Origin of the sequence: Tunturiibacter lichenicola, from assembly GCF_051013355.1 — a bacterium.
In the GTDB taxonomy this organism is placed as follows: Bacteria; Acidobacteriota; Terriglobia; order Terriglobales; family Acidobacteriaceae; genus Edaphobacter; species Edaphobacter lichenicola_F.
Window position 1 is genome coordinate 1,319,390 of sequence record NZ_CP132944.1, and the last position, 23,564, is coordinate 1,342,953.

The following is a 23,564-nucleotide window of genomic DNA, read 5'->3' on the forward strand; positions in this document are numbered from 1 at the left end:
TCCTTCATGGGACGACGATTGTGTCTCCTGGAAGAAGCGAGACCCCCGAATTGTCGCCTTTCAGCGCCTGCTTGTAATTGAACAGTATCTTCTGTTGTTTCCCGCTTACCGACCGCAAGATGTAGATGTGCTTCGAGCTGGCGAACTGCGTCAGTCCTCCCGCAGAGACGATCGCCTGCAACGGGGTCATTCCCGGGGTCATCATGATTGGTCCGACTTTGCCCACCTCGCCAACCAGAAAGACCCGCTGGCTGTTTACGCCGAGGACCACGACCGTAACCACGGGATCCTGGATGTACTTCTTGAGCCGCTGAGAGATATCGGCCGATAGCGCTGTAGGCGTCTGACCGGCGGCGGGAATATCCCCAACCAATACCAGCGAGATCATGCCGTCCGGGCGAACCGGGATCGTACCTGAGAGCGTGGGCTCCTTCCAGACCGTTACCTGCAAGGAGTCCTGCGGTCCGATGATGTAACGGGACGCGTCCATCGGCCCTGCATAGTTTGTGTCGCCTGCTGGAGGAACCCTGGCCGGGGCGGTAGCTGTCGTCTGTTGTTCCGCTGTCGACACCGCCGCAGAAGTTACCTGAGAACCTGCTGTCGCTGTAACTTCAGACCTCGTTTGTGCTGCGATTGGCGCCTCTGCTGCTGCAACCAGCATCAACAGAACGGAACCCATGGAACAAAACACCCTCATCGAATAGCTCCCATCTTCAACTGCCTTTGGATTGACTCATCCATTCTCTTACGCATCCCCCCGCGCGAGAGCAAATATCGCCTCAAGTGATATCGAAAACCCGGAGGCCCCTTGGAGGGCTGGAGTCTTCTATCGGCAATCACAAGACTCCCAGCACAGCGAGGGCCAAACTTCTCCTTCAGTTAGTTTTAAATATGGAAGCTGAAAAATCTTGCGTATTTGCAGGAAAATGGGGGCGCAGCCTCGAAAGTTCCCTCTTGGTATGCAGACTAGCAGCGTAAAAGGGAAAATATTTTCTCTTTTGGGGACTATTACCTACCACTTTCGTGTCGATAGACGGTGCAGGCAGGAAAAAACGGGCTTTCCTGAAGAGGTATAAGAATTGCTTACAGGGGTCTGGTGAAGTATAACGTCATACAAACGCAACCAGGGATAACACACGCCATGCCCTATGCCACGGACCTCATCACGAAGGAAGCCGACCTGGGCCTGCCTGTTACCCCCACCAGTACCGCCCCGGTCCGTGCCTCGTCCCGGCTTGCATGGTTGCTTCGTATCGTCATCGCCGCCCTGCTCGTTGCTATCTACTGGCGGGTTGCCGTCAAGCTGGTCTACGACTGGTACACCATTCCCGACTACTCGCATGGCTTCCTTGTACCCTTCTTTGCGATCTTCCTGATATGGGATAAACGAAAGTACCTTAGTACCGTCCCTGTTCGACAGAGCTGGGCCGGTATCACCCTTGTCTTATTTGCTCTCTTCGTCCTCATTCTGGGGGTCTACGGCGTCGAGCTCTTTACCGCGCGTATGTCTTTTGTCCTGTTGATGACTGGGTTGATCTGGACGTTCTCCGGTTGGGCGATGGTGCGGGCGCTTCGCTTCCCTCTTCTGGTTCTCGTCCTTGCCATCCCTTTTCCTGCGATCCTCTTCAACCAGATCACCTTCCCGTTGCAGTTGCTCGCGTCGCGTATCGCGAGCGACATCCTTCCCCTGCTGGGCGTTCCTACGCTCCATGAGGGCAATGTGATCGAGTTGCCGGTGATGAAGCTGGAGGTCGCTGAGGCCTGCAGCGGCATTCGATCTCTGATGAGCCTGTTTACTCTGGCTGTCTTCTACGGTTACTTTCTGGAGCGGACAACGAAGCGTCGCATCCTCCTTGCACTGGCGAGTATCCCGATCGCGGTGACCGCGAATGTTGCTCGCATCGTAGGAACCGGGCTGTGCGTCCAGTATTGGGACCCAGACAAGGCGCTTGGCTTCTTCCATGAATTTTCCGGATGGGTTATGTTTGTCATCTCGCTGGCCTGTCTTTATGTTGTCCACCGCGCCATGCGGCTGCTCTCTCCCGTGAAGGCGCAAACACTATGAGATCCCCCCGTTTCTGGGTCGTCCTTCTTCTGCTCAGCTCGACGCTCTTCGTCCTCCAGAGTCGCGGAGATGCGGATCGCATTCCACCGAGCCAACCGCTGAGCCAGATGCCGGAGCGCTTCGGCAACTGGTCGGCGCAGGATGTTCCGCTCACCGACGATACCCTCGCCGTGCTCGGCAAAGGCGACTTCCTCAATCGCATCTACACCAACGAGCCCTCGGCAGAGACTTCGTCGGGTGCCTCGATCGTGCGCCACGAACATGTGCCGCCGATCAGCCTCTTCATCGGCTACTTCGCCAGTCAGCGCACCGGTCAGACGATGCACTCGCCTCAAAACTGCCTCCCGGGCGCCGGCTGGACCTTCGACGCGCAGAAGTACAGCACCATCCAAGACATCAACGGCAAAAACTACAAGGTGGGTGAGTACCTTATCAGCAATGGAGACACCAAGCAGTTTGTTATCTACTGGTACCAGGCGCATGGTCGCAGCATTCCTAACGAGTACAAGGCCAAGATGTTTATGGTTGCCGATGCGATCCGCACTAACCGAACCGATGGCGCTCTGGTTCGCGTCATCACTCAGGTGATGCCTTCGGAGTCATTTGAAACCGCGAGAACCCGGGCGATTCACTTTACCCAGGAGATGGCTCCAACTCTTCCACGGTTCATCCCTGACTAACTGCTCCCCATCCTGAATTTCACCGTAAAGTTGTAGTATCGCTGTGCCTCCCTGTGTCGGAAGAAGATTGATTACAGTGCGAGAATTACAAGATCATTTGAAGTTGGAGAAGTGTGCGATGAGAACTTCGGTAGCAGCCAAGACAGCACGACGCATTTCAGCAGTTCTGACCATCTCGTTCGCACTTGGTCTCACCGTGGGCTGCCATCGCGATCCCAACAAGGAAAAACAACGCTATCTTGAGAGCGGCAAGCGTTATGCCGACCAGGGCAAGCTGAAGGAAGCGACCATCCAGTTCGCGAATGCGCTCAAAGTCGACCGAAACTTCGGTGACGCGCACTATCAACTCTCCAAAGTCTTCATCAGGCAGGGATCGATCATGGCTGCTTATGGAGAGCTCATGCGAACGGTCGATCTTCAGCCCGGCAATACTCAGGCACGCATCGACCTCGGCAATATTCTTCTCGCCGGCAAGCAGCCTGATAAAGCTGCGGAGCAGGCCAACGCAGTCCTGGCGCTCGACAAGAACAACGCGGATGCTTACGCATTGCTCTCAAGCATTGCAATGTCCAAGGGTGACCGGGCCGAAGCGCTTGCTCAAATTCAGCATGCACTTGCCATCGATCCCAATCGCGCCAACTTTCATGCGACGCTCGGCATGCTCCAGAGCAACGACCCTGCTACAGCCGCTGCGGGAGAAGACCAGCTTCGCAAGGCAGTTTCGCTCGATGGAAAGAACGTAGGCGCACACCTTGTGCTCGCGTCGCTGCTGCAGAAGAAAGGGGATCTTCCCGGAGCAGAGACTGAGGTGAAGGCCGCCATCGCCGTCGATCCAAAGAGCGTGATGGCACGCGCCACTCTTGCGGACCTTTACCTTCGCGAGAACAATAACGCGAAGGCTGAGGAGACACTCCGCCAGGCATCGGAGGATCTGTCCGACTCTGAGTATGGCGCCGGGATGCTTGCGACCTACTACATTCGCAACAATCAGATTGATGCTGGTTCTACGGCCTACGCGGATCTCGTGGCAAAGCATCCGAAGAGCGCTCCGCTCAAGATTGCTTACCTGCGCCTGTTAATTCTGCAAAGAGATCTTCCTAAAGCTAGAATTGTGGGTGCAGAGCTGGCCAAGACCGACAGTAATATTCCAGAGGTCGCGGTCCTCAACGGCATGCTGCTGCTCAATGACGGGAAGACTGCGGACGCATTCAACACCCTGCAGAAGGCAGCCAAGGCCAACCCCGATAGTCTGGTCGTCAAGCTCTGGCTAGGCCGCGCTGCTCTCGCAAAGGGTGACTTGACGGTCGCACAGGAGAGCTTCCGCGATGCCGCGAAGCTCAATCCGAAGAGCATGGAAGCGCAGGTTGGTCTTGCTGAAATTTCGATCAACAACCACGATTTCAGCACTCTCCAGCAGGTCGCAGAGGCTGCGATGGCTATCAATCCGCAGGCAGCTGTCCCTTACATCTGGCGCGGAATTGCTGAAGGCAACCAAAAGTCCTACGACAAAGCCGACGCGGACTTCAAGCAAGCGATTAAGCTCGATCCGAAGAACTCAGCCGGATATCTGGAACTGGCGCAGCTTCGGTTGGCCCAGCAGAAGGTTCCCGAGGCAAAGACCCTTCTCGAGCAGACGCTCACAATCAACCCCAACTCCTCCCGCGCTCTGCGTCTGCTGGCATCCGCACTCATGTTTGAGAAGCAGCCCGCGAAAGCCTTGAGTCTGGTGCAGGATCAGATTGCAAAGTCTCCGCAGAACGCCGATATGTACGCGCTGCAGGCGGATCTCCAGATGTCTACTGGTGATCCAAAGAGTGCGCTTACGTCTTCCGAGAAGGCGATGCAGCTTAATCCGAACGATATCGCGGCAGTCATCACGTATACGAGAGCAGAAGTGGCAGCAGGCGACCCTGCGAAGGCTGTCGCCAAGTGGCAACAGTGGACCACCGCCCATCCCACCGACGTGCAGGGCTTTACGATGTTGGGCACGATGCAGGAGTCTCAGGGAGACCGCGACGGCGCCATGGCAAGCTACAAAAAAGCGCTCGCACTTCAGCCCGATCAGCCGGTCGCCGCTAACAACCTCGCCTTCCTGATGGTCGGCTCAGGACAAAATCTCGACGTTGCACTCTCTCTCGCGCAGGTCGCTCGACGCGGTATGCCGACTTCGCCTAACACCGCAGATACGTTGGCCTGGATCTACTATCAAAAGGGCAACTACGCCTCCGCGCGGGATCTGCTTGAGGAGGCGCTCAAGACCTCTCCCAATAGCGCATCCATCCACTACCATCTGGGCATGACCTATAAGAAGCTGTCTGACACCGCTGATGCCGTTACGCATCTCAAGAAGGCGGCGACTCTCGCGCCGAACACCCAGACCGCGAAGGACGCCGATAAGGAGCTTGGATTACTGAGCTAAGCGAGGACGAAGTTACCTGCGATTGAGGAGGCTGGAGTAGACGCTGGTGATCAGCTTCATCATTGCGTCGGTTGTAAATCTCTCGGAGGCAATCCTTTTGCCTGCGAGTCCCATCTGCGCGGCCTGCGACGGGTCGGAGAGCAAGTGAAGAATCGCGGCCGAGAGAGCCGCTACATCTTCCGACGGGACGACTATTCCGTTGACGCCATTCTGAACGGCCTCTGCATTTCCACCGACATCCGTCGCTACTACGGGAAGAGATGCAGCCATCGCCTCGACAATCGCATTGGAGAAGCCTTCGCTGCGTGAAGGAAGCACGAAGATATCCGCCGCGGCAAGGTGTTCGCGCAGGTTTGTGATGCCGCCGGAAAAATGAAATCGGCCCGATAGATTCAGTTCCCCCACGAGAGCCTGCAACTCAGCAAAATAATCGGGCTCCAACACCTCACCGGCGATGCTGAATGACGTATCTGGAAACTGCGAGAGGACTTCGGCCGCGGACCTGATGAAGATGTCGTGGCCCTTGACTCGACGAATATTGCCGACAGTCGTAATAATCACAAATTCGCCAGGACGTTTCGCGGGCCGCGTAATGTTGTTCCAGTCAGAGAGATCGAGGCCGTTGTAGATCGTCAGCACGCGCGAGGGATCGATGCCATCCACCTCGATGCAGTGCTGGCGAACCTGCTCCGAGACCGCAAAGACTCTGTCGGGAACATTGGACATAAGTCGATAGGCCACGTTGTGCTTTCTATCTCTAAGGATTCCCATGTCCCTGCGGCTCCAGATCAGCTTTGCAGAAGACGTGACTTTGGCGACAAGCCCTCCCCATAGATCGGAACTCTCAAAGAATGTCTGTACGATCTGAATTCTTTGTTCCTTGAGGAATCTCTTCAACTCGAAGCTTGCTTTCAACGCTGTGAGATCGTAGGTGCGGTGCAGAGGCAGCACAAAGATCGGGCACGGAGGGGAGAGCAGCCCTGGACTTTCAGGATGAGCCGAAAAGGTCAGGATCGACGCGCGGTATCCGTACTGTGGTAGAAGAGCCGCCAGCCTGAGTACGATACGCTCCCCGCCGCCGAGTGTCTTTCCAAACTGATCGAGGACAAGCAGCACATGAGGCAACGCAGCCCGGTCAGTCTCGCTGCGCGATCCCTCAAGTGCTAACCCCTTAATCATGCTCATTCAGAGTCTTCCAGGCTTATGTGATCTAGTGACATCTTGATAACGGGACGAAGGTTTACGAACTCTATCTGTAGGCCAGAAATGGATTGGGAGAGACGGCTTCGATCGAGGCTGTCGACTCCTGCATCGGTTCGACCTGCGCAAGTTGGAGCGCACGCAAAGCAGTCGCGACAAGTACCCACAGAGGCGAAGTGATTTCGAGATACGTCCACCGATCCCCAAAGAAGTTTGCGACCAGACAAGCACAGACCGCGAGGAAAAGGCCAAGCCCAAGGCCTTGATAGAGCGGGTCCACAGCAGTTTTGAACAGCCGGAAAGACGAAGCCAGCATCTGCCAAAGCATAACGAGCACAATGACCATCCCAATGATGCCCGTCTCTACCATGACCTTGACGTACCAGTTATGCGTATCCCGGAGGTTGTCGACGTGGTTCGTCAGCTGATAGGTAGCGAAGCCGGTTCCGAAGACTGGGTTGTTAATGATTGATGTCTCGGCAGCCTCCCACAGCTTGACCCGCTCGTCGGCAGAAGCCTCCAGCACGCCGTTGGAGTCTTGGGTCATATTTACCCGTTCACGGACTGCATTCGGCACGATGGCCTGCCACGTCACCAGAAAAACAGCGGCAATAAGGATTAGCTTCCGATCCTTCACAATGCCGAGAATAAAGACCGAGAAGATCAGCGCGAGATAAGACGCACGAGAGAAGGTGTACAGGTCAGCAAATATTGTGACTGCGACGATTCCGTAGCAGATTAGTCGCAACTTCTTTCTTTTAAGGTACTGTCCGAAGCCCCAGAAAAACATCGAAAACATGGCAAGGTATGCTGCGGTCTGATTCGATCCATAGCCGAGAGGGCCTCCACCGCGCTTATTCTCATCAAAGTTGGCCCAACTCCTTGACATACTATCCATCAAGCAACTTCTATCGATGGCCAGGACAGTGAAGGCAGTGATGAGGATAACCATCCTCACTGCCCTCCGGTCTTCAATAACCAGCCCCGCCGCAACGAAGACCAGCGGTATCAGCATGTAGTCTTTCCACGTAACAAAGTTGACGTCAGAAAGCCAGATCGGCGGCGGAGCGTTTCCAAGCATCGTGCCGAACCACATCGACAAATAGAGATAGACCGCAAATATTAACCATGTCAGATAGAGTTTCGTTGGGGGCAGGCGCTTGCTCTTGATCAAACCTCCCACGATGACAGCAATGACAAGAACGGTCAGTACATTGCCGCCAAGCGGATAGTCGAGGAAGTGATCCCGCATGGTTCGATACGGCAGAAAGGGGATCATGTAGTACAACCCGAGGAGCGGCCGCCCAGTCAGCGACAGCAGACACATCACCCAGAAGCCCAGGTAAGCAACCAACGGGATGTAATGTCCTATGCCTGTTCCCAAGATGCCATCTCCAAACGATCTGCCGGAGATATCGCCGCAGATCGACACAACTGATTACTGGTGCGCTAAACCCACAACTCATTCCGCCCCGAGATGAAATTGTAAAACGCGAGTGCAGCGGCTGCATTGAGCATCACAAAAGTGTTGGCAATTGCGACTGGTTTGAATCTCGTTGCTGCTGGACTTAAAACTCCAAATGCGGCCAAACCATAGAAGAAAATTTGAAGCCAGAAGACTGCTGAATAAAACGCTCCTCCAACCATCGCGGAGGACACAAGCATCAAGATCAGAAGCAGCGGGACCAGTAACCGAAGCAGCTTATGGCTGACGAATCGGAAGAGCAGCGGGTTCGACAAAGAAAGCAGCCAGGGTGCAAGTCGAAGCAGTTGATAGTTTCCTGTCAAAGTACGCACCTTGCGCGAAAACTCCTTGCCCTTTTTGCTGAAGATGCGGTCACGCGCAATCGCTGACGGCTGAAACACAATTCGCTTACCCATGCGTGCAATGTTCATGGGGATAAATACGTCGTCAAGGATCGTTCCTTGCGGGATCTCGGTGTACAACTCGCGTCGAATGGCATAGATCGCGCCAGTGACTCCCACAACCGAACCCGATTCCGACTCCAGCTTGCGCACCATCTTCTCGATCTTCCAATAGATGCCAAGCCCCTCTTCAGACGGACTACCGGACGGCATCTCCAACAGAAGTTCGCCACTGACAGCGCCAATCGACGGATCTTCAAAGCAGGAGACCAGTTCTGTGACAGCGCCTCTATCAACCATCTGTCGTGCATCGAGGAACACCAGGATATCGCCTTGCGCCACCTTCACGGCCGCATTCAAGGCACTTCCCTTTCCATTAGAGTGTTCAAGAATGACAGGCAGAACGTTCGAAGGCTGCTCCTTCAGAATGTCAGCGGTCCTGTCCGTGGACCCATCCGACGCGATGACGATCTGCAATTGATCCGATGGATATTCGAGGAGACGAAGATTTTCCAACTTGGCAGGGAGATTGGCCTCTTCGTTGCGCACCGCCATAATGATCGAAACGCTGGGAGTCGTGTGCTTCATTCGAATCGGGCGTCGCTGTAGGGGAACGCAAAACCAAAGCCATACCGCGTAACCGAAGTAGGCATAACTTATCAGCGCGAGACAAAGCCAAAATGTCAGCTTCATAGGTCGCCCGCTTTTCGAGAAAAGGCGCCGAACAGCCTTGTTCGTTCCTTCAGAGGCTCGGGCGACGTAGGTTCGAACTCAAGGCTCTTCATTGGTGTAAGTCGGAGCGCTCCGACGACTGATATCAAAATCGATTGGAGCCGATAGACTTAGCACGGTCCGCACCTCAAATGATAGCCGCATTCAACACCGCATACAACGAGGGGATTCCCATCCAAAGTGGTATTGGCAGGTACGATAGTTTCCCGTAAAAAGAGAACTTACTGACCTGTCTCAACTGACCTGAGTAAAATCGCCGCCATCAAATGCAACGTTCAGGGGATACAAACCGCTAATATAAACTGAAGCCCGCGAATACTTGACCCGCTAAACCAGCCAGACTCAATGGGCGGGGCGATCCAAAACAACTTTAGCTCAGTAGCTATCAAGAGCCTCTGATTCACAGTTCAAATGCCCCTGGAGAAGTAACTTGCAGTTACGTGCGCGACACATTGCTCGGAACGTACTGTTCAATTGGCTCGGAACGCTTGCCAATATGGCGGTTGGGTTTTTCTTTGCGCCGTTCATCCTCCATCGCCTTGGAGACGCAGCCTACGGCGTGTGGGTGCTGGCGATCTCCGTTGTCGGCTACCTCAGCCTGTTGGACCTGGGCATGCAAAGCTCGGTTTTGCGGTTCGTCTCAAAGGGGCATACCACCGGCGATCATCAGGCCTCTTCGGAGGCCCTCTCCGCCGCGCTCTGGGTGCGCCTGCAACTCAGTGGCGTTGGCCTGTTGCTGAGCGCGGGACTTGCCGCTGTATTCCCTATATGGTTCAAAGTCCCTCCGGCACTCGCGAGCGATGCTCGTAAGGCAATTCTGCTGATCGGCCTTACGACCGCGATTGCAATGTCGTTCGGTGTCGCCTCGGCCGTTCTCTCTGGTCTCAACCGGTACGATCTGCAGAACTACGTGGGCCTGACACAGACGGCCATTCGTGTGATCGGGATTGTCTTTGCATTGCGCACCGGCCACGGCATCGTCGCCATTGCAGCGTGTGAACTCGTAGCAACGATAGTCAGCAGCGCACTTCTCGTGTTGACGGCACATCGCCTCTACCCCGAACTCAGGGTTCAGCTGAAGAAACCAAAGAGCGAGACCCTCCGCAAGCTTTGGGTCTACAGCTCCTACGCCTTCCTTACAACCGTCGCGGTTCAGCTCGTCTACCAGGCGGACAATCTCGTTGTAGGCGCCTTCCTCTCCGCAACAGCGGTTACCTATTACGCAATCGCGAACTCTTTGTGCCGATACGCCAGCGGACTCGTCGGGTCGGTTGGAGGAACATTCGTCCCCGCGGCAAGCACCTACGAAGCCGCAGGCGACACGGCTGGCCTGCTTGCACTTTACAAGAACGGCACTCGAGCAACGATGCTTGTCTCCCTGCCGATCCTCATCACCCTGGTGGTTCGCGGACGTACATTCATCGGCCTCTGGATGGGCCCGCAATATGCACAGCAGTCTGGAACCGTCCTCATCATCCTATGTACCGCCCTCTTCTTTTCATTTGCAAACAGAACTGCAGCGTCGGTTGCCTATGGCGTCGAAAAGCACAAGACGTCAGCCTTATGGGCAATCTGCGAAGGAGTTGCAAACCTGGCGCTCAGCGTTACGCTTGTGCATTGGTACGGCATCTATGGGGTTGCGCTTGGAACCATGATTCCCAGCTTGATTGTGCATCTCATCTTTTGGCCACGTTACATATCCAATCTCGTTGGCCTGAGCAGTTTTGAGGTGATATGGAACGTTTGGGGGCCTCTATTTCTTGCTGGTATTCCCTTTGCGATAGCGTCTTACGCTGTATCCACTCTTCCAGTTCACAATCTCACAGTCTTCTTCCTGCAGATCCTCGCAACCCTACCCGTTTTCTTTCTCACCGTCGCGTTGATCTTTCGAGGCTATGTTCGTCAGACCGTTATGCCGCGGGTTCGTTCCCTACTGTTTACAAGGGCGTAATGAACATCTACGCAAATAACTCTGCGTAGATGTTGTCCCGTACAGCAGCTACGTCTTGCTTTTGGACAGCATCCGTTGCCGAAGTGTAACAACTGCGTTTATCGCGCGGGATTGAAGCAGATAGTTCCGCGTCATCTCTTTGAAGAACATCTTATAAGCCTTCGTGACGCGAAAATACATCTTCGGCTTTTGTAGATGTAATGCTGTGTTTGTGGCAGCTCTCCGATAAGAAGAAAGATCACCGAGAGTTACTTTGGCGTCAGAGTTGTGGATCGATTTTTGCCGCAACCTCAAGGCTTCCTGAGACGAGAATCCCGTAAACAGATCGTCCGCGTTCAACTCTGCCATGGAATCGAAGTACGTATGGTACTTCGAGTTTGCCTGCCCCATCGTGCTTTTGGCGTGTTGCCTGTACTTGAGCAGAACCTGAGGAAGATTCGCCAACTCTGCGACTAAGCCGACTCGAAACCAAAGATCATGGTCCTCAAATGGCTTCAGATCACGATAGTTTCCCACGTTCATAACAACGCTGCGTCGAAATATAACCGAAGGATGAGAGATTGGATTGATCCAACGCACAAGCCAGCGCAAATCTGCATCCTGCGTTGCATAGGGCGTAGTGTGCGGCCGCACGTTGCCTTCGTTATCAATAAATTCAACCTCGCTGCCGGCAACTCCAACCTCAGGATGCTCCTGCATAAACGCTACCTGCATCCTGAGCCGTTCCGGATACATGACGTCGTCGGCATCGATCCTCGCGCACAACTCCGAACGTGCTTCTTCCACAAGCCGAGCGAGAGAGGGGCCAAGCTTTAGCGGTTCCCCCGAGATGACTCTGCCGGGAAGTCGCGACGGAATCCATCGATGCAACTCCTCAAGGGTTCCGTCAGTGGACCCGTTGTCCCAGACGATAATCTCCCAGTTTTTATAGTCCTGACGCTCAATCGATTCCAGCGTCTCAGGCAAAAAGGGCATGCCGTTGAGAACAGGCATGAGCAGAGTAACGGCTGGTTGACTCATGATTCTCCCGATGCATCAACCATGGAACTCCTCTGCCGCCTTCTAGCTTCGCAGAAACTCATGATAGATTTTCGCAACATTCGCTGTAAACACCCGAGAGTTGTAGCTCGTTCGGCACTGCTCGCGCGCTGCTTCACCCACTCGCTTCGCCATCTCGGGATGCTCAACGCAAGTAAGAATTGCTGTGGCTAACTCCTCGCTGTTTTGATGAGCATGAAGAAAACCCGTGACCCCGTTCGTTATGACCTCCGGAATACCATCAACATTTGTTGCGATGACCGGCTTGCCCAACGCCATCGCCTCAAGGATAGAGAGAGGTAGTCCCTCGCGATGCGTGCATAGAACAAAGATATCCAGCGCAGAGACGATGGCTGCAACATCGGATCGAAACCCAGTAAAGATAAACCGGTCGGCGATACCAAGTTCGATGAGCCGACGATTTACGGCTTCGTAGTGCACCCGATTCATCTCCACAACCGCGTTGTCACCGACCACCAGGAATCGGACATCGGCTCTCTTCGCAAGAACCTGCGCTGCTGCAGAAGCCAACGTGGGGTAGTCTTTCTGCGGATTTACGCGGGCGATCATCCCAACCAGCGTTACTCCCGCAGGCACGCCAAGCTGTTCTCGAAGAAGTTTGTTCGCCGCGTCGTCCCGCGGTTCTGTGACGTCGACCGCATCGTAAAGAACGCGAGCCTTCGAATCTGGCACCTTCAACACAAACTGTCGCTTAGAGTCCTGCGAGACAAAGACATACCCGGACACTCCGAGAAAGCCGAGTCGGTCGCGCAGGCTCATCTGCGAATATCTCGACCGCACATGAGTAATCATCGGCACGCCCGCTAGAAGCGCCGCCAAACGATTGTGGTAAGTCGCCTTGGTCTCCGAGCAGTGGGCAAGGTTGACGCCAAGCCGCTTCATCTCGCGTGCAACAGCCTGCGACTGCCTCAAATAACGCAATCCATGCCGAAGACTCGGCTCCGGCGGATCGTAGGAGACGACCTCCGCCCCAGCCCTTTCGCACGCCTTCTTCAACTCAACGGCATTCGTCATACAAAAGGCAACGTGCCGAAACTGCTCCCGTGTTGCCTCGATAATGCGAAGCGTGGCGACCTCAACGCCTCCTATGCTGGCCCAGGGTAAAAGATGAGCAATCGTTGGCTTTGCACCCCCGACCACATCGGAATCCATACTTCGCATAAATCCTCAGATCAGATCCTACGACCTAATACCGCAAAATATATATTTTCGCTCAGTTATCTCAATAAGTTCGATAGTACTTTCGGTTAGTCCGGCGACCTTCCGGGGCTGATAAGATCGCTGTACCGGAACGCGACTTAGTACGATCCAGGAGTCTTCGGATTCCGTTATTGAGCATGTCTAAATTCTCAGAAGATATCGCACGTTACAGAACAATGGGCCACAGGGGAAAACAGCTCTGGCTCAACCCTGCGATATGGGCGATCGCAATCTATCGATTCGGTTACTGGCTCTATGCCACAAAGCCGTTCGTCCTGGTCCGTATCCCCCTGAAGATCGTGTACTTCTTCGCGTACATGTTCTCCGAAGTCGTCATGGAGATGTGCCTCGATCCTCAGGCTACGATCGGCGGCGGCCTTTACATCGCTCACATCGGGGGCGTCCATATCAATCCGCAGGCAATCATTGGCAGCAACTGCGACATCGCGCATCGCGTGACGATTGGCGCCTCGGCAATGGGTCGTAAAGGAGCACCGGTCGTTGGAGACCAGGTTTATATCGGCACAGGCGCGACTCTGGTCGGAAAGATCAAGGTCGGCAACGGCGCAAAGATCGCCGCAAACACGCTCGTCATGAGCAATATTCCCGATGGCGCCACCGTAATGGGAGTGCCGGGCCGCATCATCATGCGTGCGCCGAAACCCACTCAAACTCCTGCAGCATCCGCACCGGAGACGATCGATGCAAAGTGACACAGAGCGACAGGAGCTGCGCCGCAGCATCAAAGCGGCTGCTTCGGCGCACGAAGCAGCCGCGGTTGTGCGACACAGTCGTCATCTCTTGGCAGTGTCCAATAAACCCGCCGACGTTATGTTTTGCGCCTCGACCTTCAACGGCATCGCCGAAGACCTGACGAACCAGATGCGCGCCCGGCGCCTGAAGACCTACATCGTTCGCTCGGTCACGGTCGAGCCAATCGTTCCCTATATCACGACCGAAGCGGTGCTCTCGAACTACATGCTCGACCTGCATGTAGGCGGCTATGGATCCTACGTCGACGAACTGCTGAACCCTCAAAGCGCACTTGCTGCGTACAACCCCGATCTCGTCTGTATCCTTCTGGACTTGGAAGACATCGGCGGACGCTTGCCCGACCTCTGCGCAGATGGCATCGGGGAACGTGTTGACGCGGAGATCGACGAGTCCGTCGCACGCGTAGCGCAGCTGCTCAAGAACTTTCGCTCCGGCAACTCCGCTCGAATTCTTTTCCAGGGCTTTGTCGTTCCCGACGAGACTTCACTCGGCGACGTGGGCGAAGCGAACCTGCCTCACAGCCTCAGCAGCGCCGCACGCCAGCTGAATCAGAGGCTCGCTGCTCTTTGCCGCACGATCTCCGATTGCGTCTTCTTCGACTTAGATCATCTCGCAGCCCGCACCGGCCGTGCGAACTGGTGCGACGTCCGCATGTTTCTCGCCTCGCGGTTGCCGGTCGCCTCCAGCTCGTTCGGTACGTATGCGCACGGCTTAGTGCGATCGTTCTCCGCGCTCTTTCGGGCACCTCGCAAAGTTTTGTGCACCGACCTCGACAACACTCTATGGGGCGGGGTTCTCGGCGAAGAAGGGCCCGAAGGAATTGCCACCGGAAGCACGTTTCCGGGCAACTGCTATCTCGAATATCAAAGATATTTGAAACAGCTATCGTCTCGCGGCATACTGCTCGCCATCGTCTCCAAGAACAATGACTCAGACGTCCGTGAGGCTTTCCAGACTCGTGCAGCCGACCTCGAGCTGAGTCTCGATAACTTCGTCGCGACCAAAATTAGCTGGAACGAAAAAGCAACTTCCATTCGCGAACTCGCGGAAGAACTCTCTCTTGGACTTGATTCGTTCGTCTTTGTCGATGACAATCCCGTGGAGTGCGAGGCGATCAGGCAGCAACTTCCAGAGGTCGCCGTCCTCACAGCGCCTGTTGAAGAGCCATGGAAGCTGGTGGGGCTTTTATCAGCTCAACCGTTTTTCGATGCCGCCGTCGTCACCGACGATGACGTCAACCGCCTGAACGAGTACAAAGCCCAGGTACAACGAGCGGAGCTGGCTAGCAGCACCGGAGATCGCAACGAGTTTCTTGCCTCACTCGATATCGTCTGCACATTCCTAAACGCTCTCGATGCTCCCCTGGCCCGATCTGTCCAGCTTCTTGCAAAAACCAATCAGTTCAATCTGACCACCCGTCGACACTCAGCCTCCGAGGTTGAAGAGTACGCTTCAGGTCCAGGCGGTCAGGCCGTTGCTATACGAGTTCGCGACCGTTTCGGCGACGCTGGCGTCGTGGGACTCGCTCTCGCACGCACCGAAGGCGACTCCTGCACCATCGACTCACTGCTATTATCGTGTCGAGTCATCGGACGCGGCATCGAAACCGCGCTTCTGGCACACATCGGCGAAAACGCAATCAGGTCAGGAGCGAAGCGGCTCGTTGGTGAGTTCATCGCAACAAAGAAAAACGCTCCCTGCGCCGACTTTTATCCTAGTCATGGCTTTGCCGAAGACGAGTCGCAAGCCTTCTCCCCCGAATCAGTCTTTTATCAACTTGATCTAACCACCTCAGCTCCAAAGAGCCCCGCGTGGTTAACCCTGGAAGGAAATAATTCGAATGAGCTCTCAGCAAGTGCCGTCGTCGCTTCGTGACATTCTCGCCGATATCCTGGAAATCTCACCAGACGAAGTCACACCGGAGCTTGGTGTCGGCACCATCGAAAGCTGGGACTCCTTCCGGCATCTGCAGGCCATCCTCGCAATTGAAGGCGAGTACGGTGTCCAGTTCGATCCAGGTCGCATCGCCGATTTAACGACCGTCTCTCTCATTCAAACGGAGTTGATTGCTAAGGGAGCAACGCTTTGACGCCTGAAGAGCTCGGCTTCAAGCTTCGACATGTGGGCGTGGCAGTCCCCACCCTTGGACCGACAACCGAGATGCTCTCGGCCCTCTTCGGTTACAAAGTTGTCTCCGGCCCCTTCGACGACCCGATTCAAAAGGTAAGTGTCAATTTCCTTGCTACCTCCGGCAACGACACTGCCGAGATCGAATTGATCGCACCACTCACAGAAGACTCTCCGATCAAAGCAACGCTCGCGAAGGGTGGCGGTGCCGCCTACCACCTCTGCTTTGAGACGACCGACCTGGACCAGGCTTTAGTTCACGCAAAGAATAACGGCTGTCTAGTTGTAACTCCTCCAGCGCCTGCGGTAGCGTTCGACGGTCGCAGAATCGCCTGGATCTACACGCGCTCCCGTCAACTCTTCGAACTCGTCGAAGCTGCGGTTTAGACCGTCGGTGTCTGTATGATTTACCCGATGCAGCTCGAATTCGTTTGAGATAAAAACATTGTTGTTGAATCGAGATCAATCCGGTGACCCAGCTGTCAGAAAGCTTGTACCTTCTCTACCACGAACTGCGGCCACGCAGAAGCGACTACTCCTACGTCGTAGAGACGGCAGCTTTTGAAAAACAGTGTGACCTCTTTCTAAAACTTCGAAGTAGAAAAGAGCCGGGATTGTTTCCTGAAGTAACCTTCGACGACGGACACGTCTCGAACCTCGAATTTGCACTGCCCATTCTTCATTCGCGCGGAATCCAGGCATGGTTCTTCATCACTGTTGGCTGGACAGGCCAGAGACCGCATTACATGGACTGGCAGCAACTCCGCACACTGCATGAAGCGGGCCAACAGATTGGGGCGCACGGCTGGACACACACTCTTCTGACCCATTGCAGTCCGGCAGAGTTACAAAAGGAGTTGGCCGAAGCGAGGTTGACGCTGGAAGACAAGCTGGGAACATCCATCACCACGATGTCCCTGCCAGGCGGCCGCGCAAATTCGCGTGTCATTCAAGCGTGCCGTGACGCGGGTTACACGCAGATCTTCACATCAGCCCCGAAACGTGAGCCGCGACCAGCAGGAGCTATGATCGGCCGCCTGAACGTACGCGGGGATATGACACTGGAGTGGTTCGAGCAGCTTTTTGAGCCAAAGAGCAGCGTTTTATCCAGCCTGGGGCGACAGCATCAAATGAAAACAGCCGCGAAAGCTCTGCTCGGAGACAGCCTGTACGAAAAACTTTGGGGCCTCGTTAATCGACAAGAGACAGAAACCAGCATGGGAGACGCTACTGCACGTGAAGATTCTGCACATCATCAGTAGCGGCGGAATGTACGGTGCGGAGGCCGTGATTCTCAACCTGTCGCGCACCCTGAATGAGGGCGCACATTCAAGCGTGCTGGGCGTCTTTTCCAACTCCGCAAACCCGAACCTACAACTTCATGAGGCAGCTACCAAAGAACACATCGAATCGCATTTGATTCCCTGCAAGGGGCAGATCGATCGAACCGTCGTCGCGAGTATTCGAAGTCTCGCCGTTCGCACAAGCGCGGATATAGTCCACGCCCACGGTTACAAGGCAGACATCTACACCTACATTGCACTACGCAGGTCTTCGATACCGCTCGTCTCGACTTGCCATACCTGGTACGACAGCGATCTGTTCGTCTCCCTCTACGGAATGGCGGATCGGATGGTGCTTCGCAACTTCGCGGCGATTGTGGGTGTCTCGGACGAAGTAACCCTGAGGTTATTGAAAGCAGGTGTCCGCGAAGACAAGATTCATCTCGTCGAAAACGGTATCGACCTGCGCCCGTTCGACAATGCCACTCCGTCGCTACAGGAAGGGTCCACCTCGGGTTATTCGCCGATCGTCGGCTTGATCGGCAGACTTGCGAACGAAAAAGGAGTCGACATCTTCCTCCGTGCTGCGGCGCGCGTCCTTGTCGAACTGCCGTCCGCAAAATTTGTAGTGGTCGGCGAAGGCCCAGACCACGACAAGCTCGAATCGCTCATTGACGAGCTGAAAATTCGAGAGAGTGTATTGATGTTAGGCCGCCGTGATGACATGCCCTCCGTCTATGCTTCTCTCGACATCATGGTATCGTCCTCACGCCAGGAGGGGCTACCAATCGCAATTTTAGAGGGGATGGCAAGCAGACGGCCCATCATTGCCACCGCTGTCGGCGCCGTGCCAACCGTAGTGCTCGATGGCCGCACGGGAGTGCTGCTCCCTCCTGAAAAAATCGAAGCACTTGCATCCGAAATCGCAAACCTATTGAGAGATCCAGCACGTCGAATGAGTTTAGGAACAGCCGCAAGAAAACTCGTCGAAGAAAAGTTTTCTGCGGAGCGAATGACAGCTGACTATCTCCAAGTCTACGAAGACGCGATTTCGACGCAAGATAAAAGCACAGCCAAATCCTTCAAGGATCCAGCTCCTTCACAAGGAAAAACAAAGTGAGCAAAGACGCCCGGCAGCCGAAGATCTTCATGATGGATCTCTGGGCGACCGTACCCTACTACACGGCGTACTTATCGAAGGCGCTCCTCAATAAGAACGTCGATTTAACCGTCGGTTCGATCTCCTACTACCTCGATCCAACTTGCTTTTCTAGTCGAGGCATCAATCTCGACCCGGGACTTTTGAATATAGTCGGTCGATTCAAACTTCCACGCCTGCTACGCAGAGTCCTCAAGCTTCTGGAGTCAATCGTCAACCTATCTGCTCTGACAGCACGTTTTCTCGTCTCCCCGCCTGACGTGATTCACGTGCAGTTTCTACCAATGTTGACCTCGCGTCTCCCTTTCGATCTCTGGTTCGTGCAACTATGTCGCAGGCGCTCGAAGATTGTGCTCACCATTCACGACCTCCTTCCCCATAACACTGGCGAGACGCATAGACGGACCTACTATGGCCTGTACCAAATTGTTGATTACATCATCTGCCACTCCGACAGCATCAAGCAGAGGCTCTGTTCGGAATACTCCATACGCGAAGAAAAAATATCGGTCATTCCTCACGGACCGTTCTTCTACGACCTCACACCAGGCAATCCCGACCAGACCCTGCAAAGCTTTGAGCTCGACCCCCAAAAGCTCCTAGTGTTATGGCAGGGGATCATCTCACCTTACAAGGGGATCGATCTTCTTCTTGAATCTTGGCAGCAGGTTGAAGCCTCGGTGGACAACGCCTGCCTACTGATCGCGGGCACTGGCCCACCGGAGTTACTCGAACAGATTCGCGTTCAGATCCGCGACCTTGACCTCAAGCGTGTGAAGTTACACCCACGCTTCATCTCAACGGAGGAACTCGTAGCTCTCTACAAGGCAGCCGATATCGTGGTCTATCCCTACCGTGCCATAACAACCAGTGGAGCACTCGCAACCGGCCTCGCTCTAGGAAAAACCATCGTAGCCAGTAATCTCGCGGTCTTTCGCGAACTGCTCACCGACCGGGAAAATGCCTTGCTGGTTGAGCCTCAAAGCCCAGCCGAGCTTGCCGCCGCATTGATCGAGCTATCCAGGAACAAAATCCTGCGACAACAACTATCAGAAAATGTGCGGCAGATGAACTTTGGAGCGGGAGCGTGGTCATCAATTGCAGATAAAACAATTGAATGTTACAAATTATTCGGATTTCCGCCCGGCCATGATATAAAAAATAAGTCACCCCACTGAAGCGTTCTACTTTGTTTACGTCGTATTTTTTCTGCCGGTTCTGATGAGTTAGAAGATTTGCTCCACGAGCTATCTTTCTCAGGCAGGCAAGACTAATTCGATATAGAACGGATTCCCCTATATTCTCGCTGTCCCTATCCTCCATGCAATTTGCTGGAACTGGCCTGTTGCCCGAAAACCCGCGGACACAGCAATATCAGCGCTGCATGGGCTTAGATCCTTGCGTCGCAAAGTGGAGCAGTTGGATGAGTTAGGTTCCCCAGAATTTCAAGGATGAACTATCCGATCTAGTTCACTCTTAACTACATTCGTTTAATTTGCAGTCTTACTTCGAACTCTCTGCATAGGTAAGTTCTACATGCCGATGAGCCTTCTGCCCTTACTCGCCCGAAGCGGCACGCTTCGCCACCTGGTAAAGGTAACCGGAGTAACTGCATACCTGTAACGTTCGTTCGAGTATCTCAGCTCAAGCTTCCTTCTGGCTGTAGGTTGCGCGATCTGACTAACCGGCATTTTTTGTACGGAGTGTATTTTGGGAAAAATATTTAAGACCCTTGTAGCCAGCATTGCCTTCGCTCTCGTCCTTGTTACCCTGGACTCGGTATCGTCGGCAGTTACCACATTAGCAATCAGCACGACGAGCCTACCCACTGCGACTAAGGGAGCACGCTACACCAAGGCGCTGGCTGCAACCGGGGGCAAGTCAGCGTTTAGCTGGTCAATCACCACTGGGAAACTTCCCGGCGGGCTTAGTCTTACAGCGAGTACCGGGGTCATCACCGGGATACCAACCACCGGCGGCAGTTTTCCCGTCACGTTTACAGTGAAGGATTCATCAAGTCCAGCGTTGACGAAATCGTTGGCAACATCTCTTACGGTTGCGGAGTCGGCTCTTTCGATTACCACCCCAACCTTACCAACCGCGGTCAAGGGTGCACATTACTCGAAAACCCTTGCAGCGACCGGCGGAACCACTCCATACACCTGGTCGGTCACCGGCGGAAAGCTTCCGACCGGACTCACCCTCGCCACAAGCACCGGCATTGTCTCTGGTGCGCCCGCATTGGGTGGCAGCTTCCCGGTAACGATTACCGTCAAGGATTCATCAAGCCCTGCTCTGACCAAATCGATCACTGGTTCGCTTACAGTACAGGAGTCGGCACTTTCCATCACCAGTACGTCCTTTCCGTCTGGCACCACGGGCACGACTTATACACAGACCCTGACAGCAACCGGTGGCACCAGGCCCTACACCTGGTCGATCTCTTCCGGCAAACTTCCTGCCGGACTTACGTTTGCAGCAGGCACTGGCATCATCTCCGGCAAGCCAACAAACGGCGGCAGCTTTCCCATCACCACTACTGTCAAAGATTCATCAAGCCCAGCTTTGACCAAATCGGCTGCCGTCGTTTTAAGTGTCACGAGCACGGGTGCGGCTGCACTGACAATCAATTCAGCCACGTTGCCTTCAGCCACCGAAGGCACATCCTACTCTGCGCCGCTGACTGCGACCGGTGGCACACCGTCGTACACCTGGTCGATCAGCTCAGGCAAGCTCCCCGCCGGTCTAACCCTTGCAGCGACCTCTGGTACTATCTCAGGCAAGCCCACTGCGATCGGCACCTCCGCCTTCACCGCGACCGTCACCGACAACGGCGACCCCACCCAGGCCAAGTCTGCCGCCACCTCAATCACCGTTGCCGCGCCCGCTCCCACAGGTCCCGGAACAACCTGGTACATTCGCCCCGACGGAGGCACACGCTACTCTGCCAACCAGACCGCTGGCCAGTGCGACGGCAAAGCAGACGTGAAGTACTCCGGCTCAGGCACCAACCAGCACTGCGCCTTCAAAGATCCTCGCTACCTCTGGGACGATCAGAGTTACGGTAACTACGCCTGGGTCATCGCTGGCGGCGACACCGTCATCATCCGCGGCGGCCCGTGGCGCATCGGCTTCGATGCAGCCCCTGGCAGCTGCAGTGGCGCAGGTTGCGGCGCAGGCTACACCTGGTGCTACGGCGGCGGCGGTAACTATGGTTGCTACAACCCGCCAATCCCTGCAGGCACAGCTACTCAGCACACCCGCATCCTCGGTCAGAACTACGCAACCTGCAGCAGCGGCGGCGTCACCAACCGGTCACAGCTTACTCAGATCTTCGGCGGCTTCGGTGTCACAGAAGCTCTCAACCTCACCGGGGCAAAATATGTCGACGTAGAATGTCTCGAAGTTACGCGTCACTCACAGTGCATCGCCTTCGGCAGCCCCGCTGTCCCATCAAGCTGCGTCAGTGGCTCCGCCGACGACTACGACTCCGACGGCATTCACACCGACAACACCACCCACGACCTGCTCATGCAGGACCTCTGGATTCACGGCCACATCGGCCGCGGCATCAAGGGACCCATCGGCGGCCTCGTCACCTGCCTCAGATGCGACATCGCATACAACGGTGGCGCAGGTTGGGACTTCGACGACGGCAACGCTACACCGATGATCAACGGCAACTGGAAGTTCCTCTACTCCACCATCGAGTGGAGCGGATGCAACCAGGAATACCCAATCGTCCATGCAATCCCCGTCGTCTCCTGCTACGGCCAGAGCACCGGAGGCTACGGCGACGGCGTCGGTACACCGCACGGCACAGGCCTCTCCGCCACCATCGACCACTCGAAGTTCATCTACAACACTCAGGACGGACTCGACTTCGGCCACATCGACACCGGTGGCCCCTACACCCTCAGCATCACCAACTCCATCGCCTACTCCAACAGCGGAGGCACCTTCAAGATCGGTGGTAACTTCGGTACCGCAACGATCACCAACAACGTCTCTATCGGAGACTGCGACAGAATGGCCTATCCGGTCACCGGCACGCCGAGCACCTACAACACGCACCTCGAAGACTTTTGCCGCGCAGGCGATGCCTTCCCCTTCGACTTCCGCCAGAACAGCAACTACACCATCTCCAACAACACCATCGTGACCTACGCTCCCACCATCTTCGACATCTCCTGCTGGGACGCGCCCGGTCAGGGAGGAAACAACAACGGGTGCGGTGGCGCCACATTGAACTTCCACGACAACATCGTCGTTGGCTACGATAACCCCGCTACCTATCCGTTGGGCAGCCAACAAGGCGGCCCCGGAGCCTGGTACTTCCAGGAAGCAGCACCGAGCGGTAGCACCTCCGGCACGGTCATAGGCACCATCAACCGCAGCAACAACATCTACTACGGCATCGGACACGGCTTCACCTGCCCCACCGGCTACGCCAACGAGAAGTGTGTGACTCCCGACTTCATCAACCAGCCCGCAGGGAAGAGCACCACCTTCACTCCGACCGAGCTGGACAACTTCAACTTCAACCTCTCCACTGGAAGCCCCGCAGATGGAACCGGAATAACCTATACAGGAATCCTGTCCGTCGACTACAACGGAGTCAAACGTCCAAATCCGCCTTCCATCGGAGCTGTCGAGCCATAAGCCAAAACTAATTCCCTTCAATTTTCCTTGTATCTCAAAAGTCTCCCTGTCAAGGGGAGACTTTTGCGTTTAAGCCCGTCAATCAAGCCCCCAGATCATGGGCTGACACAGAAGTGGGATGTCCCCCATCGGTTACCTCCACCATACTTCGAGAGTGAATTAGCACCATAAGTAACGCTAATTTCGCTGTGCCCCCTGTTTCATTTGCGACCTTTCTGCAAACCATGCCGATATGGGCCTGCAGTAGGTTCTTCTGCATCGCTCACACGGAAGTGGTACGCGTACCCGCTGTTCGGGGAACTGTCGTCGCCATTTTGAAACGGTAACGTTCCTCCGAGTGCCTCGGCGCCTGAGTACGGCCGTAACGGCGTTGTACGACTGAAGACT

18 protein-coding genes are annotated in these 23,564 nt (G+C 55.1%); 12 read left to right on the forward strand and 6 right to left on the reverse strand.

Annotated features, from left to right (window positions below; all coding sequences use genetic code 11):
* Positions 1–4: 4 nt before the first annotated feature.
* Complete coding sequence (locus RBB82_RS05775) at positions 5–679, reverse strand: polysaccharide biosynthesis/export family protein (protein ID WP_433974158.1); 675 nt, start codon at positions 677–679, stop codon at positions 5–7.
* Positions 680–1,141: 462 nt separating this feature from the next.
* On the opposite strand from RBB82_RS05775, the gene xrtA reads away from it, so the two are divergent.
* The 3 genes from xrtA (at position 1,142) to RBB82_RS05790 (ending at position 5,164) form a co-directional block, all read left to right on the forward strand.
* Entirely contained in the window at positions 1,142–2,065 is a 924-nt protein-coding gene (gene xrtA / locus RBB82_RS05780; RefSeq protein WP_433974159.1) for an exosortase A, read from the forward strand.
* Positions 2,062–2,745 (forward strand): exosortase C-terminal domain/associated protein EpsI, encoded by a 684-nt coding sequence (locus tag RBB82_RS05785; RefSeq protein ID WP_433974160.1) that lies wholly within the window; start codon positions 2,062–2,064, stop codon positions 2,743–2,745. Before xrtA ends, RBB82_RS05785 begins: the two co-directional genes overlap by 4 nt.
* Positions 2,746–2,863: 118 nt before the next feature.
* Complete coding sequence (locus tag RBB82_RS05790; protein ID WP_433974161.1) at positions 2,864–5,164, forward strand: tetratricopeptide repeat protein; 2,301 nt, start codon at positions 2,864–2,866, stop codon at positions 5,162–5,164.
* A 12-nt stretch (positions 5,165–5,176) separates the two neighbouring features.
* On the opposite strand, the gene RBB82_RS05795 is transcribed toward RBB82_RS05790, so the two are convergent.
* From RBB82_RS05795 to RBB82_RS05805, 3 genes are all read right to left on the reverse strand, one after another.
* Positions 5,177–6,349, reverse strand: a complete 1,173-nt coding sequence (locus RBB82_RS05795) for a glycosyltransferase family 4 protein (protein ID WP_433974162.1) — start codon at positions 6,347–6,349, stop codon at positions 5,177–5,179.
* A 64-nt stretch (positions 6,350–6,413) separates the two neighbouring features.
* Complete coding sequence (locus RBB82_RS05800; protein WP_433974163.1) at positions 6,414–7,748, reverse strand: O-antigen ligase family protein; 1,335 nt, start codon at positions 7,746–7,748, stop codon at positions 6,414–6,416.
* A gap of 65 nt (positions 7,749–7,813) precedes the next feature.
* A complete protein-coding gene (locus RBB82_RS05805) occupies positions 7,814–8,923 on the reverse strand; it encodes a glycosyltransferase family 2 protein (protein WP_433974164.1) in 1,110 nt (369 codons plus the stop codon).
* 469 nt (positions 8,924–9,392) lie between these two features.
* Here RBB82_RS05805 and RBB82_RS05810 point away from each other — a divergent pair, with 469 nt between their 5' ends.
* Positions 9,393–10,913: an oligosaccharide flippase family protein gene (locus RBB82_RS05810; RefSeq protein WP_433974165.1), complete on the forward strand. Its 1,521-nt coding sequence runs from the start codon at positions 9,393–9,395 to the stop codon at positions 10,911–10,913.
* Positions 10,914–10,961: 48 nt separating this feature from the next.
* Here RBB82_RS05810 and RBB82_RS05815 read toward each other — a convergent pair whose 3' ends face one another.
* Positions 10,962–11,933, reverse strand: coding sequence for a glycosyltransferase (locus RBB82_RS05815; protein ID WP_433974166.1), 972 nt, complete (start codon positions 11,931–11,933; stop codon positions 10,962–10,964).
* 42 nt (positions 11,934–11,975) lie between these two features.
* Positions 11,976–13,133 carry a glycosyltransferase gene (locus RBB82_RS05820; RefSeq protein ID WP_433974168.1) on the reverse strand — a complete coding sequence of 386 codons (1,158 nt, stop codon included), beginning with the start codon at positions 13,131–13,133 and terminating at the stop codon, positions 11,976–11,978.
* Between the two features lie 176 nt (positions 13,134–13,309).
* Here RBB82_RS05820 and RBB82_RS05825 point away from each other — a divergent pair, with 176 nt between their 5' ends.
* From RBB82_RS05825 to RBB82_RS05860, 8 genes are all read left to right on the forward strand, one after another.
* Positions 13,310–13,885, forward strand: a complete 576-nt coding sequence (locus RBB82_RS05825) for a serine O-acetyltransferase (protein WP_433974169.1) — start codon at positions 13,310–13,312, stop codon at positions 13,883–13,885.
* Positions 13,875–15,821 carry an HAD-IIIC family phosphatase gene (locus tag RBB82_RS05830; RefSeq protein ID WP_433974170.1) on the forward strand — a complete coding sequence of 649 codons (1,947 nt, stop codon included), beginning with the start codon at positions 13,875–13,877 and terminating at the stop codon, positions 15,819–15,821. Before RBB82_RS05825 ends, RBB82_RS05830 begins: the two co-directional genes overlap by 11 nt.
* The gene (locus tag RBB82_RS05835) at positions 15,787–16,035 is read left to right on the forward strand and encodes an acyl carrier protein (RefSeq protein WP_260736850.1); all 249 of its coding nucleotides are present in this window, start codon (positions 15,787–15,789) and stop codon (positions 16,033–16,035) included. Before RBB82_RS05830 ends, RBB82_RS05835 begins: the two co-directional genes overlap by 35 nt.
* Positions 16,032–16,460: a VOC family protein gene (locus RBB82_RS05840; RefSeq protein WP_433974171.1), complete on the forward strand. Its 429-nt coding sequence runs from the start codon at positions 16,032–16,034 to the stop codon at positions 16,458–16,460. Before RBB82_RS05835 ends, RBB82_RS05840 begins: the two co-directional genes overlap by 4 nt.
* Before the next feature lie 83 nt (positions 16,461–16,543).
* Positions 16,544–17,335, forward strand: coding sequence for a polysaccharide deacetylase family protein (locus tag RBB82_RS05845; protein WP_433974172.1), 792 nt, complete (start codon positions 16,544–16,546; stop codon positions 17,333–17,335).
* On the forward strand, positions 17,310–18,476 hold the full coding sequence (locus RBB82_RS05850; protein WP_433974173.1) for a glycosyltransferase family 4 protein: 1,167 nt from the start codon (positions 17,310–17,312) through the stop codon (positions 18,474–18,476). Before RBB82_RS05845 ends, RBB82_RS05850 begins: the two co-directional genes overlap by 26 nt.
* Positions 18,473–19,693, forward strand: a complete 1,221-nt coding sequence (locus RBB82_RS05855) for a glycosyltransferase family 4 protein (protein ID WP_433974174.1) — start codon at positions 18,473–18,475, stop codon at positions 19,691–19,693. Before RBB82_RS05850 ends, RBB82_RS05855 begins: the two co-directional genes overlap by 4 nt.
* Positions 19,694–20,225: 532 nt before the next feature.
* Positions 20,226–23,177: a putative Ig domain-containing protein gene (locus tag RBB82_RS05860; RefSeq protein WP_433974175.1), complete on the forward strand. Its 2,952-nt coding sequence runs from the start codon at positions 20,226–20,228 to the stop codon at positions 23,175–23,177.
* The last annotated feature ends 387 nt before the right edge of the window (positions 23,178–23,564 follow it).